The sequence below is a fragment of the Flavobacterium sp. N2038 genome (assembly GCF_025947185.1).
Taxonomy (GTDB): domain Bacteria; phylum Bacteroidota; class Bacteroidia; order Flavobacteriales; family Flavobacteriaceae; genus Flavobacterium.
In genome coordinates this window covers 2,082,359-2,098,273 of the sequence record NZ_CP110001.1, presented here as the reverse complement: position 1 = coordinate 2,098,273, position 15,915 = coordinate 2,082,359, and the positions used below count along the sequence as shown (strand labels likewise).

At 34.3% G+C, this 15,915-nt stretch carries 9 protein-coding genes; 8 read left to right on the top strand and 1 reads right to left on the bottom strand.

The window, feature by feature from the left end:
- Window positions 1-80: 80 nt before the first annotated feature.
- Window positions 81-2,000, bottom strand: coding sequence for an SPFH domain-containing protein (locus tag OLM51_RS09535; protein WP_264554085.1), 1,920 nt, complete (start codon window positions 1,998-2,000; stop codon window positions 81-83).
- Between the two features lie 473 nt (window positions 2,001-2,473).
- On the opposite strand from OLM51_RS09535, the gene truA reads away from it, so the two are divergent.
- The 8 genes from truA (at window position 2,474) to OLM51_RS09495 (ending at window position 15,749) form a co-directional block, all read left to right on the top strand.
- Window positions 2,474-3,208: a tRNA pseudouridine(38-40) synthase TruA gene (gene truA / locus OLM51_RS09530; RefSeq protein ID WP_264554084.1), complete on the top strand. Its 735-nt coding sequence runs from the start codon at window positions 2,474-2,476 to the stop codon at window positions 3,206-3,208.
- Between the two features lie 83 nt (window positions 3,209-3,291).
- The gene (locus OLM51_RS09525; RefSeq protein WP_264554083.1) at window positions 3,292-5,046 is read left to right on the top strand and encodes an ABC transporter ATP-binding protein; all 1,755 of its coding nucleotides are present in this window, start codon (window positions 3,292-3,294) and stop codon (window positions 5,044-5,046) included.
- 24 nt (window positions 5,047-5,070) lie between these two features.
- A complete protein-coding gene (locus OLM51_RS09520; protein WP_264554082.1) occupies window positions 5,071-6,639 on the top strand; it encodes a histidine kinase in 1,569 nt (522 codons plus the stop codon).
- A gap of 86 nt (window positions 6,640-6,725) precedes the next feature.
- Complete coding sequence (locus OLM51_RS09515; RefSeq protein WP_264554081.1) at window positions 6,726-9,320, top strand: zinc-dependent metalloprotease; 2,595 nt, start codon at window positions 6,726-6,728, stop codon at window positions 9,318-9,320.
- A 16-nt stretch (window positions 9,321-9,336) separates the two neighbouring features.
- The gene (locus OLM51_RS09510; RefSeq protein WP_264554080.1) at window positions 9,337-12,675 is read left to right on the top strand and encodes a SusC/RagA family TonB-linked outer membrane protein; all 3,339 of its coding nucleotides are present in this window, start codon (window positions 9,337-9,339) and stop codon (window positions 12,673-12,675) included.
- A gap of 12 nt (window positions 12,676-12,687) precedes the next feature.
- Window positions 12,688-14,007: a RagB/SusD family nutrient uptake outer membrane protein gene (locus OLM51_RS09505; protein WP_264554079.1), complete on the top strand. Its 1,320-nt coding sequence runs from the start codon at window positions 12,688-12,690 to the stop codon at window positions 14,005-14,007.
- Between the two features lie 169 nt (window positions 14,008-14,176).
- Complete coding sequence (locus tag OLM51_RS09500) at window positions 14,177-14,941, top strand: LytR/AlgR family response regulator transcription factor (RefSeq protein ID WP_264554078.1); 765 nt, start codon at window positions 14,177-14,179, stop codon at window positions 14,939-14,941.
- Window positions 14,942-15,164: 223 nt separating this feature from the next.
- Window positions 15,165-15,749 carry an HNH endonuclease gene (locus tag OLM51_RS09495; RefSeq protein ID WP_264554077.1) on the top strand — a complete coding sequence of 195 codons (585 nt, stop codon included), beginning with the start codon at window positions 15,165-15,167 and terminating at the stop codon, window positions 15,747-15,749.
- The last annotated feature ends 166 nt before the right edge of the window (window positions 15,750-15,915 follow it).

Below are 15,915 nucleotides of genomic sequence, written 5' to 3'. Positions count from 1 at the left end.
CCGATCTGCAAAAACAGATCGGATTTTTTTATCGCTAGATCTGACAGGTTTTTAAAACCTGTCGGTCTATTGGATGCTAATTATTTCTTCGGATTTTGATTTTTAACGTCTTTCAAATCCTTTGTATCCATCATTTCCATTAGTTTCAAACCTAATAAACCGCTGATAGAACCATCAGAACCACTGTTTCCTGAAATCAATACATCAGGAATCACTTTGATATTTCCTTTACCAATTTCTTCGGTAACTTTATATCTGGTAAAGTTGTCACCTCCCATTGCACTAACTTGCAGCTGATAAGACTCTGCTGTCGATTTACCAATTGCCATAATTTTCTCCGCTTCGGCCAAACCTGTTTTAGAGATTCTCTCCGCTTCTGCACTTGCGTTTAGTTTGGTTGCTTCTGCCTGTGCTCCTGCCCTTGCCTTAGTTGCTTCGGCTTCGGCATTTGCACGCATTTTGGTAGCTTCAGCTTCAGCATTTACGTTTAGTTTTAAACTTGTCGCATCACCTTCTGCCTTTTTTACCGTTGCATCTGCAGTTCTTTGTGCGATTTCGACACTTTGTGAAGCTCTAACAATTTCTTTTTGCATGTCTGCAATAGCAGTTTCTTTTTCCATTCCCTGACGTTGCTCTTGCGCCATTCTTTGGGTTTGATATGTTTTTTGCTCTTCCTCAGCCAACTTTCTGTCTGTTAAAGTTTTCATTAACGAATCTGGTGGTACAATATCTCCAATCAAAGTATCTACAGCATTTACGTTGTATTCGTCCAGTACTAATTTGATATGATTTTTAGCAGATTCCTGACGTTCTTTTCTTGTTGTAAGGAATGAAATTACATCACTATCCTGTGCAGAGTTTCTAAAGTAGTTACCAATTGTAGGCTCCAAAACCTGAGAAACCAGATTATTCATACTACCAAAACGTGCAATTACTTTTGGAGCTTCTGCAGCCGGAACGTGAATAATTTGCGCAACATCCAGATTAAAAGGGAAACCATCTTTTGAACGCACCGTAATCGTAGAAAGATTTTTATCTAAATCATGCGATTCACTTCTGGCATTTGCCCAGTTTAAAACCAAGTTTGTTGTTGGCACAGCCTCTAATTTGGTTGTATATTTATTCAATGCATATTTTCCTGGTCCAAAAGGTTCCATCCAGACACCACGTTGCCCTTTTGAAACAATATTTCCATGCTTGAAAGTATCTCCGGTAACATCCTGACCATCTTCTCCAATGTATGAAATTACAACTCCCACATAACCAATTGGTACATCGGTCATAGGATTCTGCTCAATTAAAATTCCCCACGTATTAATATAATAGGAACCTGCTAACATAACCTGTGGCTGTAAACCACGATTTCCGCCATGCTCAAGGAATTTATCAAAATCCTGAAAATTATTATGACTATCAACAAATTTACCTGCAATTTGTCCTTGCGGAATTGGTTCTCCATCAAGAGCCGTTACGATACCGATCATGTTTTCGTAAATCTTGATTTGATCTGCCACTACAATCTCAAATAAAAATGTATTTATACGATAAGATCCTGTCGTAATAAATGCTGTCTGACGCCCTTTTTGCCCTCCGTTATTTAAGAAGGAAGTAGCATCCTGAAAATTATCACTCTCTACTTTTCTGGCTAAGATTCGTCCGGTTGGAATTTCCTTTCCGTCTTTACTTAAAACCAATCCAATTTTACCTTCCGGAATAATGGTAAATCCGGTCATATCTATTGAGTACTGCCAGATCCACATTCCCCAATATAAACCCGGAGCAAGTGTTTGTGCCTGATAACCAGCCTCACCTTTTGTCGCAATAATACGACCATCAGGAAGAGATCTGTCTGCACCAAACAAAACGAATTTTTTAGTTACTAAACCAATTTTATCTTCCGGAACAATCACCATTCCGAAGAAAACGCGCAAAATAAATTTGTAAAAAATAAAGGCAAATAAGATTACAATTATCCACCAGTAAGGAGTAATTTCATTCATAGTTTTTGATATTTAGACTACAAACATAAGAGAAATAGTTCCTGTTAAAATCAAATATCTTAAAAATTAACTTTTGCCAATTTTTATTAAAAAATGTTAAAAAAAGGTTACAATTAAAACGTTGGAATTTTCATTTTCTGACACGATTTTTCTCTCTGTCAACTGTGATTTGCATTTTGGGTTTTAACAGTTATTCTAATAGTTACAAAGGCTCAGAGAGGCAAAGGCTCAAAGATTTTTCTTTGGCAATTTTAATTGCAGGCAATAATAACCAATTTTGATTGAGACACACAGAAGAGTACTATACTAAAACCTTAAATATACTGTGGTTCGCTTTTACAAAAGATACATCTCTCTAAAAAACTCCAACCTTTATATCAACAAAAACTTTGCACCTTTGCACCTTTGTTACTTTGAACCTATAAAGAAAAAAATCTTTGTACCTTTGCGCCTTAGAACCTCTGTCCCTAAAAATGAGATATTTTATTCAATTTGCATATAACGGAACACCTTATCATGGCTGGCAATTTCAGCCAAATGCTCCGTCAGTTCAGGAAACTTTAAACAAAGCGCTTTCGGTTTTATTAAACTCTACCATAAATGTAATGGGTGCCGGAAGAACTGATACAGGAGTTCATGCCGAGGAAATGTACGGGCATTTTGATTTTGAAACTCAATTGGATATTCCGGTTTTAGTACATAAACTCAACTCTTATTTACCAAAAGATATTGCCATTTTTGACATTATATTGGTTCATGACGATGCTCATTGCCGATTTGATGCTACTAAACGAACGTATGAATATCATATCAATACTGTTAAAAATCCTTTTTTACAAGAACTTAGCTGGTATGTAAATCAAAAATTAGATGTAGCTTTGATGAATGAGGCTGCAAAAATTTTACTGAACCATACCGATTTTCAATGTTTTTCTAAAGTAAATACAGATGTCAATACATTTGATTGCACGGTTTTTGAGGCGTACTGGAAAAACGAAAATAATAAATTGATTTTTACGATTTCGGCAAACCGTTTTTTAAGAAATATGGTTCGGGCCATTGTAGGTACTTTGATTAATATAGGTTTGCATAAAATTACGCTGGCAGATTTTGAAACTATTATAGCCAGCAAAAGCAGAGAGAAAGCAGGATTTTCGGTTCCGGCTCATGGTTTGTATTTAACCAAAATTGATTACGATTATTTATAGCTATAAGCTATAAGCCGTAGGCATTAAGCTTCAAACTTAGTGCCTATAGCCTAAAGCCTAAAGCTTAAAGCTTAAAAAAATAAATGAAAGCAAAAGCATTCGACACAGGATTATTTAAACGAATTTTAAAATATACAAAACCTTACAAATGGCGCTACTATGGCGTTATTGTTTTTGCAGTTTCGCTGTCCATTTTTGCAGCACTTCGCCCCTATTTATTAAAACAAACGGTCGACGGCTATATCAAGACACATGACAAAAATGGTTTACTGATGTACATCATTTTAATGGGTCTCGTACTTTTAATGGAAGTCTTCTCTCAATTCTATTTTGTTTATTGGGCAAACTGGCTTGGGCAAGATATTGTAAAAGACATTCGAACCAAACTTTTCAAACATATTTTAAGTTTTAAAATGAAATATTTTGATCTGGTTCCGGTTGGGCAATTAGTAACCCGATCGGTTTCGGATATTGAATCGATTGCCCGTATTTTTAGCCAGGGTCTCTTCATGATTATAAGTGACTTAATGAAAATGCTGGTCGTTTTACTTTTCATGTTTTATATGAACTGGAAACTTACCTGGATTGTAGTGGTTGCCATGCCGGTTCTGGTTTATATTACAAGAATTTTTCAGCGCAAAATGCAGGTTGCTTTTGAGGAAGTACGTACACAAATTGCTAATATGAATTCTTTTGTTCAGGAACGTGTTACAGGAATGAAGATCGTTCAGCTTTTTAATCGTGAAAAAATTGAAGCCGAAAATTTCAAAGTTATAAATGACAAACACAGAGTTGCCTGGATCAAAACCATTTTATACAACTCTATTTTCTTCCCGATAGCCGATATTATTTCGTCTATAACTTTAGGTTTAGTAGTTGTTTTTGGCGGATTTAAAATTCTGAACGGAGATCATTTTACCACTTTTGGAGATTTGTTTTCTTATACCATGTTTATCGGAATGCTTTTTAATCCGTTACGTCAGATTGCAGATAAATTTAATGAGATGCAATTAGGAATGATCGCAGCAAATCGTGTTTTTGATATTATTGACACTCAGGATCACATTCAGGATACCGGAACACTCGAAGCACCAATTTTTGAAGGAAGCATTGAATTTAAAAATGTTCGTTTCAGTTATATCCCTGAGGAAGAAGTCATAAAAGGAATTGATTTATCTGTTGCTTCCGGGCAAACAATAGCAATTGTAGGCTCAACCGGTGCAGGAAAATCTACCATTATAAATTTACTGAATCGCTTTTATGAAATTAACAGCGGAACAATTTATATTGATGGTCATAATATCGAAAATTATACACTGGCTTCGTTAAGAAAACAAATTGCAGTGGTTTTACAGGATGTGTTTTTGTTTGCCGATACCATCTACAATAATATTACACTTCATAATCCTGAAATTACAAGAGAACAAGTGCTGGATGCGGCCAAAAAAATTGGAGTTCATGATTTTATTATGAATCTTCCCGACAATTATGACTTTGATGTAAAAGAACGTGGCGTAATGCTTTCGTCCGGCCAACGTCAGTTAATTGCATTTTTGCGTTCGTATGTAAGTAATCCGAGTATTTTGATTTTGGATGAGGCGACTTCATCAATTGATACTTATTCTGAGGAGCTTATTCAGCGCGCTACTGAAACCATTACCAAAGGCAGAACTTCTATCATCATCGCACACCGATTGGCAACGATTGTAAATGCTGATAAAATTGTGGTTATGGACAAAGGCTTAATTGTGGAACAAGGCACACATCAGGAATTACTCAACAAAACCGATGGCTATTACAGAAACTTATACGATTCTCAATTTTCTGTTGCCAATTAGATTTAAAATTATACTTACCTTTCTTTGAAATTCAGATTAAAAAATACCACATCGAGACGCGCATTTTTGATTTATGTTATTGTGTCTATTATTATTACTGTTTCTTCGGTATACATTCTTAGTAATTTAATTACAGATCTTACTGAGAGAGCAAATGATGATAACTCACTTCGAAACTTTATCAAAAAACAGGAATTCATGTCGCAGGAACTTTCAAAATTTCTGGAACAGGAAAACAAAATAAAACATGTCTTAAAAATTAGCAATTCGGGTAATTTATCTTCAAACTTAAAGGTATTATCTTCTTTGCAGGCTACCAACTTATTAGTTGTCAATAATTGGTTTCAGATCAATAATAATAAAATTCAGTTTGGAACCGCTGTACCATCTCAAACAATACAAAATGATGTAGCTGATTTTATTGTTACAAATAAAAATGCAAATCATATTAGCGCAGTTATTCCGCAGGGAAAAGAATGGGTTTGGAGAATCTATTTTAAACTGAAGTCAAAAAATACAATTGTGCGTTATGGCTATGACATAAATTTAAAAAAACTTCACGATTACATTTCTGTCACAGAACCAACAGCTTCAAATTATGCTTTTGTTTTCGATAAAAATGGAAGATGCATTTACCATCCCGAAATCGCTTTTATAGGCAGAGATATCTATTCGATTTCGTCACTTCGCCCTGCAGATACCATTTTTAAAGACAAAAATGATTACAACAGAAAATTAACAATGTCTGAGTTTTTAAAACTTGATGTGATCCGCTTTACAAAAAAACTGGACATTAAAGGTTCGCACTGGTTTATCTGTGTAAACTTTCCCAAGATCTTTATTGACGAAAACGTAGATGCGATTAAAAAGTACTCGACCTCGATCTACTCGATTACAACGATAATGCTTTTATTAATTTTTTATTTATTTGCTTACGCAAACAGACGAGCCTATAGGGAAAAGCAAATTGTTACTGAAGAAAAAAACAAGCTTCTTGTCGAGAATGAAAAAATTATAAAAGAAAAAGCATTAATTCAGCTACAACAATTAAAGGAGCAAATTAATCCTCACTTTTTATTTAATTCACTTAACTCACTTTATATGCTAGTGGGAAGCGATGTAAAAACGGCGCAGAAATTTACTTTAAATTTATCGCGCATTTACCGCTATTTAATAGATCCGCCAGAAAAAAATATAGTTTCCTTAAAAGATGAATTGCTTTTTATTGAAAAATATATCTTTTTACAACAAACCCGTTTTAAGGAAGAATTATTTTTTTCTATCAAAATTGAAGATGAGGAAGCTTTGAATAAGTTCATTCCTTATCTGGCTTTTCAGGTCGTAATTGAAAATGCCATTAAACACAATTTGGCAACTCAGGAAAATCCGCTAACCACGCAAATCACCATTCAGAAAGACCAGGTAATTATTACAAACAATCTGCAAAAAAAGGCTCACAGTGAACCCAGTACCAATTTTGGGCTAAAATACCTTACAAGCATTTATAATTTTTATTCGAGAACCAATTTAAAAACCTCAGAAAAAGACGGCAATTTCATTTGTATTTTACCATTAATATCCATTCACTCCTAAAAAAAAGCCACTCACTCCGTTTTGTTTTTTTTCTGAGCTAAAATCGAATAGTTTCGGCAAAAAATTAACTTAAACTTAACATCAAAATGAGGGAAAAGGCATTCCTGCATCATGTAAAATTAGTCTGCTTACTTATTTTATTTTTATTGGCTCCTGTTACCGTTCTTTCTCAGAAGAAAAAGAAAAAAGAAACCGAAACCGAAATTGCAAAAGATTCAACTGACTCTAAAAAGGGCAAAAAATATAATGACCTGGTAAAAAAAGGTACAATCAAAAAAGGATTATTCAATATCATTCAGGTTAAGACTGATGTTTATTTCGAAATTCAGGATAGTTTATTTAAAAGAGAATTTCTGGTTGTAAACAAATTATCTCAGGTTCCATTTCAGGTTAATGAAGCCGGATTAAATAAAGGAATGAATTATGAAAACAAAATAATCTCCTTTTATAAAGATACGATTGCAAAGAAAGTTTGGGTAAAATCATATGTCCCTAAAGTTTCTTCTCCTAAAGAAGATGCAATTACAGCTTCTGTTAGTGATAATTTTTCGGAATCTATTATTGAAGTTTTTGATATTGAAACCAAAAACAACGATTCGACCGCTGTAGTTATTAAAGTAAATAAGATTTTTGACGGAAAACAAAAAAGCTTCAATGATGTTTTAAACAATATTGGTTTTGGGGGTTCTGTAAAATCTGATTTGTCTTATATAGAAGGATTAAAATCTTTCCCTAAAAACATTGTAGTAAAATCACAGCTAACAACTTCTGTTAGCGAGGGCGGACCGGCTCTATCGGTAACGCTTGGTGTGACAAGTAATATTATTTTATTGGATAAAACTCCAATGAAACCTCGTTTTTCTGATAACCGAATTGGTTTCTTTAGCGAAAAGCATTGGTATTTTGCCGATGCACAACAGGCAATGCTTGAAAAAGAATTAATTACCCGTTGGCGCTTAGAACCCAAAAAAGAAGATGAAGAACGATATTTGAAAGGTGAATTAGTAGAGCCAAAAAAACCAATCGTTTATTACATTGATCCTTCTACTCCAAAACAATGGAGAAAGTATATTATTGATGGTGTTCACGATTGGCAGGCTGCTTTTGAAAAAGCTGGATTTAAAAATGCTATTATTGCCAAAGAGCCAACAGAAAATGATTTAGATTTTGATGTAGATGATGTTCGTTACTCGGTAATTACATACGCTGCATCTCCCAAATCAAATGCTATGGGGCCTTCTGTGGTTGACCCTAGAAGTGGTGAAATTATTGAAGCCGATATTATCTGGTGGCATAATGTTATGACTTCATTACAAAGCTGGATGCGCATTCAGACCGGACCAATTGATCCAAAAGCAAGAGGGAATAAATTTAGTGACGAACATATGGGAGAAGCCATACGTTTTGTATCCTCGCATGAAGTGGGGCATACTTTTGGACTGAAACATAATATGGGATCTTCTTTTGCTTATGATGTGGAGTCTTTGCGCTCTAAAGAATTTACAGCAAAAATGGGCGGAACTGCTCCCTCAATCATGGACTACGCACGTTATAATTACGTGGCTCAACCGGAAGACAATGTTACCGTAATTACGCCAAAAATTGGCGAATACGATAAATATGCTATTGAATGGGGTTACAGATGGTATGCGCCTAACGAGAACGAAACTGCAAAACTAAACGCCTTAATTACCAAACATCAAAATGACCCCATTTACTTTTATGGCGAACAACAGGAATCTATAATCGATCCGCGCTCACAATCTGAGGATTTAGGAAACGACGCTGTCAAAGCAAGCGAATATGGCTTAAAAAACTTAAAACGCGTTGTAGACAATATCTTAAACTGGACATATGATAAAGACCAATCGTACTACGAGACTGGCAAACTGTACATAGGAACCATCGGACAATGGCAATTGTACAATCGTCATGTAATGAACAATATTGGAGGTATCTATCTTAACGAAACAGTTCACGGTGATAATAAGCAAAGTTATGTTCCGGTTCCGGCTACGATCCAAAAAAGAGCTGCCGATTATTTGATTAAAAATGTGATTACAATTCCGCAATGGCTATTTTTTAATGACATTCTGGACAAAACAAATCCGCTTAAAGATTCTCCGTTTGGACCTTATGAGTACACTCCTTACACCCTGTCAAGAGAATTACAATGTGGCATTTTGTATGATTTATTTAGTGATGATCGTTTATTAAGAATAACAGAAAATGAATTATATCAAAGAAATAAAACTACCGAAAAGGTTTTTACCGTAAATGATTTATTCAAAAAGATACATCAAAGTGTATTTGCCGGAACAATTCAAAACAAATCTTTGACCATTCTGGAGCGTATGACACAAAAGAATTATGTTGATGTTTTAATTGTTTCTACAAATAAATTATTTGAAAAAACAGATGCTAAAAAAGTACTCAATATACAAGAGACTTTAAACATGCCGCATTTGTGCAGCACTTTAGAAAATGATAAAATGGCAAGAAACATTAATCAGTCTTCTATAAAAAGAGTAACAGAAGTTACCTCTGATAAAAAAGGAGAATTGAGTAAAGTGCTTCAGCTTTTAAAAACAAAAAGAAATACCGGAGATCAATCGACTCAAAACCATTATAATGATTTAATACAAAGAATTGACAAAGCCCTAAATAACACAACCTTTTAATACATAACCCCAAAACATGAAAAAAATTTTACAAGCCTTACTGCTGTTCCTGGCCATCGCAGGATACTCGCAGGATAACCGAACTATTACGGGAATCATTCTGGATGAAAATGACCATTCACCAATTCCTGGTGCTTCTATTTTTGTTGAGAATAATTCTATTGGAAGCAAAACTTCGCAAACCGGAATTCTACAAAGTGAAAGTATTGGAACTACAACAGACTTTGATGGTAAGTTTCAATTAAAAATAGGAAAAAAAGTTACTTCATTAAGAATCACTTTTATGGGCTACAAGCCCTATACCTTAGATCTGTCTGCTCAGAAAGACTATACTATTAATCTAAAATCTGAAAGTGCAAAACTTCAGGAGGTTGTTATAACCGGATATCAAAAAATCGAAAAAAGAAAACTTACTGCTGCTATTTCAAAAGTCGAAATGGCAAATATTCAGCAAACAGGAGTTTCAGGCGTAGATCAATTGCTTGTAGGTCAAATTGCGGGAGTTGCTGTTTCTACTCCATCGGGAGCACCGGGAGCGCCAGCTAAAATCAGAATTAGAGGTACAGCTTCTCTTTCTGGTACTCAGGATCCTTTATGGGTACTTGATGGTTTACCATTAGAAAACAATGACATTCCTAAGAACTACGATAAAGACAATATCGATGTTTTGGCAAACTACTCTATTGCAGGTTTAAACCCTGATGATATTAAAGATATTACGATTCTAAAAGATGCCGCAGCAACAGCCATTTATGGAGCACGTGCAGCAAATGGTGTAATTGTAATTACTACAAAAAAAGGAAGAAGCGGTAAAATGGTCGTGAACTTAAACACGAACACATTTATTACACAAAGACCTGAATTTTCAAAATTAAACTTATTAGATTCTAATCAAAAAGTAGATTTAGAGCTTAACCTTAACAGTCGTGCTGATTTAACTTACAGAGACACTGCCGGAGAAGTTGCCCGTATCCTAAACGGATCAAATGAATTAGATGCCTTCAGAGCTGGTGGATTCTCTGCTTTGAGTCCTGCAACCCAACAATCTATTAACGGTTTAAGAACTCAAAACACAAACTGGGGTAACTTATTGTACCAGGATGCTATCAATACACAACACGGATTAAGTTTATCCGGAGGTGGTGAAAAATCAGACTACTATTTCTCATTAGGCTACTATGACGAAAAAGGAACAACAATAGGAACTGGTTTCAAACGTTACAACTTAACCTTAAAAAACAACTTTGAGGTAACGGATAAATTTAAAGTTGGTGTTGGGATTTTTGGTTCAGAAAACAAAACTTCATCTTACCTTACAGATATTGGCGGATTTACAAATCCGGCAAATTACTCTAGAAATGTAAATCCATATTTAGCAGTTTATAATGCAGATGGAAGTTATAAATATGACCCGGACATTGCTGGATATTCCGGTATTCAAGTTCCTTTTAATTTTATCGAAGAAAGAAACAATACTTCCTACGACTTAAAAACAAGAGCTGTAAAAGCTTTATTGGATGCAGAATATAAAATCACTAAAGATTTAAAAGTGAGCAGCCAGTTAGGTTTACAATTAGACAATACCTCAAGTGAAAAATTTGCTGGTAAAGAAACGTATTACACCAGAAAGCAAAGAGAAAAATCAGGTTATTTTAGTAATAACAAAACCAACTATTTCCTGCCTGAAGGTGGTATTATCCAGAATGCAAATACTGACTTTTTTCAGTATAACCTGAAAACAATGATTAACTACTCTAAAGTTTTAGGGGAGAAACATGAAATTGAAGCAATGGCTGGTAATGAGATCAGAAGAAACTACACTACAATTGTTTCTACTAAAGGTTTTGGATATGATGAAAAAACGCTGACAACACAGCCAATTATTTTTCCAAATTCAACATTTGCCAAAGATTCAGATTACAAAATGTACTCTAAAACTGAAAACGAAAATGCTTACGCCTCTTTCTTTGCAACAGCTGCCTATACTTACAACAGAAAATACAGTTTCTTTGGAAGTGTTAGATATGATGGTTCAGATTTATTTGGTGTAGATCCAAAATACAAATATTTACCATTATGGTCTGTTTCGGGTTCATGGCTGGTTTCTCAGGAAAAATTCCTTCAGGACAGCAAAGTTATTTCAAACTTAAGACTTCGTGCTTCTTATGGTTTACAGGGAAATATCGACAAAAATACTTCTCCTTATGTAGTAGGTTCCAATAGAACAACAACAATTCTTCCTGGACAAACAGAACCTACAATTGTAGTTTTAAGTCCGCCAAACGATAAATTACGTTGGGAAAAAACAACCAATACCAACTTAGGTTTAGACTTAGGAGTTTTTAATAACCGTGTAAGTATTATCACTGATTTTTACGGAAGAAAAAGTACTGACTTAATCGGTCTTAGAGCTATTCCGTTTGAAAATGGTTTTGAATACACCAACATGAACTGGGCACAAGTAAGCAACAAAGGATATGAAATTTCTTTGTCTACCAAAAACATCGAACGTCCTAATTTTAAATGGACAACCAACATCAACTTTGCTCATAACAAAAGTAATGTAGATAAAATTGCTGTAAGAGACAACAGTAATTTACCAAATCAGGAAGGACGTCCGGTAAATGCCGTTTTTGGATATAAAACAAACGGAATCGATGAAAACGGATACCCATTATTTGTAAACAAAAAGGGAGAAACAGTAAATACGCAAACTTTCTTTGGTTTATATGATCCTTTGGCTCTGGAGATGCCAGGTATATTTACACAATCAAATTTAACTCCGGCAGAGTTTAGAGATTTATTTGTTTACTTAGGAGATAAAGATCCAAAATTCACGGGAGGTATTACCAATACTTTTAAAATTAGCAATTTTGATTTTACAGTTGCAGCAGCTTTTAATTTAAAACAAACTGCCGTAAAAACACCTCCATATAAAGGACCAATGGTAGACAGAGGCCAAAATTATTCAACTGATATTCTAAATGCATGGTCACCAACCAATACATCATCAAACTTGCCTGGAATTACAAGCGAAACTTCAGGAACTGGTGATTCATGGATGGCTTATCAATGGTATACCGGAGGTAATCCTATTAATACTTATAATTACTTAGATACCTGGGTTAGCGAAATGAGTTATATGAGATTGAGCAGTATGCGTTTGGGGTATACATTTCCAAAAGCCTTTACAGATCAGATCAACATTCAAAGTATAAGATTAAATATTGAAGCCAGAAACCTGTTTGTCATCAGTTCAGATTACAAAGGTTATTTTGACCCGGAAACTTTCGGAAATATTTATGCACAACCAGTTCCAAAATCATTCACTTTAGGATGTAATGTAACTTTCTAATATTAGCAAAAGATGAAAAAATTCTCAAAATACATACTACTTTTTGTTGCGGCTATAGCTATAAGCAGCTGCGATAATTATCTGGATATTACTCCGGTTGGAAAAGTAATTCCAGAAACTTTAGATCAGTTTCGTGCTGTTTTAACTACAGGATATGCTACTTACCCGGAGCATAAATCACTAACAACAGTTCGTACAGACGAGTTGGTAATGGACGAAACTAATAATGAATTTGCAACTTTTAAAGATGTCTACATCTGGAAAGATACAAATCCGGATTATATTACAACTACATTTCATTATCAGGATTTATACACTGTTATCTTTTATGCGAATGTAGTAATCAACGAAGCTTCGATAAAGTTACCGGCATCTCCGGAAAAAGATCAGTTAATAGGAGAAGCTTATGCCTTAAGAGCAATGACTTATTTTGATTTGGTTAACCTTTTCGCAAAACCATATAATCCTGCAACTGCAACATCAGACAAAGGTGTTCCTTTAGCATTAAAAATTGATTTAGAGCAAGCATATATTCCTGAGAGTATAGAAGTAATTTACAATCAGATTATTTCAGATACAGAACAGGCCGAAAAGTTAATCAACAAAGATTCACAGACAAAAGGATTAAATTACCGTTTCTCTAAAGTTGCTTTGTACAGTTTAGAAAGCCGTGTTTACTTGTATCAGCAACAATGGCAAAAATCTCTTGATGCTGCAAACAAAGCTTTAGCCATCAATAGTACTTTGATTGATCTAAAAGAAACGTCGGTTCTGGCTACAAAATATGATTCAAAAGAATCCATTTTAGCCTTAGAAGACGGTTTAATTAATGGTCTTAAAAAATTATCTGACGCGTCTCCTGAATTAATTTCAGCTTATAACAAAACAACAGATTTACGTTTCCCACTTTATTTCTCAGCTAGCGGTAGCAGTTTCAGATTCTTAAAAGCAGGAAATGACGATCAAAAATGTTCTTTCAGAACATCTGAATTGTATTTGACAAAAGCTGAAGCTTCTTTAAAACTAAATAACAATGACGAAGCTAAAACTATATTACTAAGTTTCATCGAAAAAAGATATACTCAGGCAGGTTACAATCAGCTTGCCACTGATATCAATGCGATGAATGCAACAGATTTGCAAAACTTCATTTACGGAGAAAGACAGCGTGAGTTTGCTGTTGAAGGTCATCGTTGGTTTGACCTAAGAAGAACAACTCAAAAAGAAATCGTTCACACCTATAAGGGCGATCCTTACACTTTGATGCAAAATGATCCACGTTATACCATTATTTTCCCGGCAAGCGCGAGATTAAACAACCCCAATCTATAATACCTATTAAATCCTGAAAAAGGTCCTGTTGAAAAACAGGGCCTTTTTTGCTAAAAAAATATTTTTAATACATCAAAATCGCATGTAAAAACCCGTGGTGAATTATATTTGCACCAATCATTTTTAGAATTCAGTTCAAAGTAAGTTTTAAAACCAGATCGTAAAAGAAATGAAAATTGCCATTATTGAAGATGAATACCTTGCTTCGAGTTACCTAAAATCTATTTTAGAGCAACAAGATATATTGCAGATTGCAGAAATTATAGTTTTAAAATCAGTAAAAGAAGCCGTTGTTTTTTTTACCGGTAATTCGGTCGACCTCGCTTTTATGGATATTCACTTGGGCGATGGAAAAAGTCTCGAGATTTTTGAAAAGACAACTATCTCCTGCCCTGTTATTTTTATTACCGCATATGATTCTTATGCCATTTCGGTTTTCAAACATTTTACAATTGACTATCTTTTAAAACCATTTGAAGAACAGGAATTACTTGAAGCTTTAAGCAAATTCAAAAAAATAAAAGACAATTTTAATACCAATACAACCCTTCAGTCATTAGTTAAGATTGAAAATCCCGAAACGAGTAAAATACAACGTCATTTTCTGGTCAATCACGGTTATAAGCTAATTTCAATAAACGAAGCCGAAATCACCTATTTTGCTGCATCAGGAAAGCATTTGTTCATCTATATCAAATCTGGCAATAGTTATCTCTATAACAATACGCTTACAGATATTATAAACAGCCTCGATCCGTTTATCTTTTTTAAAGTAAACAGGAAATATATCGTAAGCCGAAATATTATAAAAGAAGTGATAAAACATTCGCATCAAAAAATCGAATTAATTTTAACCGTTCCTCCAGTCGAAAATGACCCAATAATTATCAGCAAAAAAGAAATTAACAACTTTAAGAACTGGCTGGACCAATAAATTAACCATAATTTATTTAAAATTTTACGTTTTCTACGAAAACATAAAACTGCATTATTCATAATTTGTAGTTTCAAACTGACTTAAAAACTGTCAAAATCATTTAAAAACGTTAAATAAGCGTTATAAGAATCATAAAATTGATACTTCATAACCAGTCTTATAACATTCATTTTTGGTTTATCGTTATCTTTGAGAATCTAGAAATCAAATGTAAAAGAAAATGCCACAAAATAGATTTTATCCAAACGAACAGTTCAAGGAAATAGAAATAAATGCTTCATTACAATTAAAATATGCCATTTCAAATCGAGGCCGACTTATAAGCTTCACAGATGAAATTGAAAACGGGCGCCTTCTAAAAGGAGGTTTAAGTGATGGATATCCAACCTTTAGATTTAAAGTTAAAAAAGACGATAAAATCGTCAATAAATACCTTTTCTTATACAAATTAGTTGCGCAGTATTTCCTTCCGAAAAAATCAGAAGATCAAACCTACGTTCTGCATATGGACTACAATCGCAGCAACGATGATATTAGCAATCTACGCTGGGCAACAAAAGCCGAAATGATGGCGCACAGCCGTAAAAGTCCACGTGTAATTCAGGCTAAAAAGAATCTTATCGAACATAATTTAAAAGCCGACGGACGTAAGCTAACCACCACAAAAGTGATGCTGATTAAAAAAATCCTGGCCAGACCGGAACAAAAAACCCGTCTGAAAATGATTGCCAAACAATTTGGTGTAAGCGAAATGCAGATACGACGAATTGCCAGCGGAGAAAACTGGGGACATGTGAAGGTTTAAGTATGAGTTATGAGTTATGAATTATGAGTTGTAAAATCCAAAATGTCAACTTAGTCCATAATTTTTAATCCTTCATTTTTAATTTTTGATTGCATTTACGATTGTCAAGCTGAGCGGAGTCGAAGCCCCGCAAAGTTTTTCCACAGCAAAAAAACAAAACAAAATT

What these genes read in the sequence shown, in the direction of transcription:
- OLM51_RS09535 (WP_264554085.1), bottom strand. Translation starts at nt 2,000, where the DNA reads ATGAATGAAATTACTCCTTACTGGTGGATAATTGTAATCTTATTTGCC.
- truA (WP_264554084.1), top strand. Translation starts at nt 2,474, where the DNA reads ATGAGATATTTTATTCAATTTGCATATAACGGAACACCTTATCATGGC.
- OLM51_RS09525 (WP_264554083.1), top strand. Translation starts at nt 3,292, where the DNA reads ATGAAAGCAAAAGCATTCGACACAGGATTATTTAAACGAATTTTAAAA.
- OLM51_RS09515 (WP_264554081.1), top strand. Translation starts at nt 6,726, where the DNA reads ATGAGGGAAAAGGCATTCCTGCATCATGTAAAATTAGTCTGCTTACTT.
- OLM51_RS09510 (WP_264554080.1), top strand. Translation starts at nt 9,337, where the DNA reads ATGAAAAAAATTTTACAAGCCTTACTGCTGTTCCTGGCCATCGCAGGA.
- OLM51_RS09505 (WP_264554079.1), top strand. Translation starts at nt 12,688, where the DNA reads ATGAAAAAATTCTCAAAATACATACTACTTTTTGTTGCGGCTATAGCT.
- OLM51_RS09500 (WP_264554078.1), top strand. Translation starts at nt 14,177, where the DNA reads ATGAAAATTGCCATTATTGAAGATGAATACCTTGCTTCGAGTTACCTA.
- OLM51_RS09495 (WP_264554077.1), top strand. Translation starts at nt 15,165, where the DNA reads ATGCCACAAAATAGATTTTATCCAAACGAACAGTTCAAGGAAATAGAA.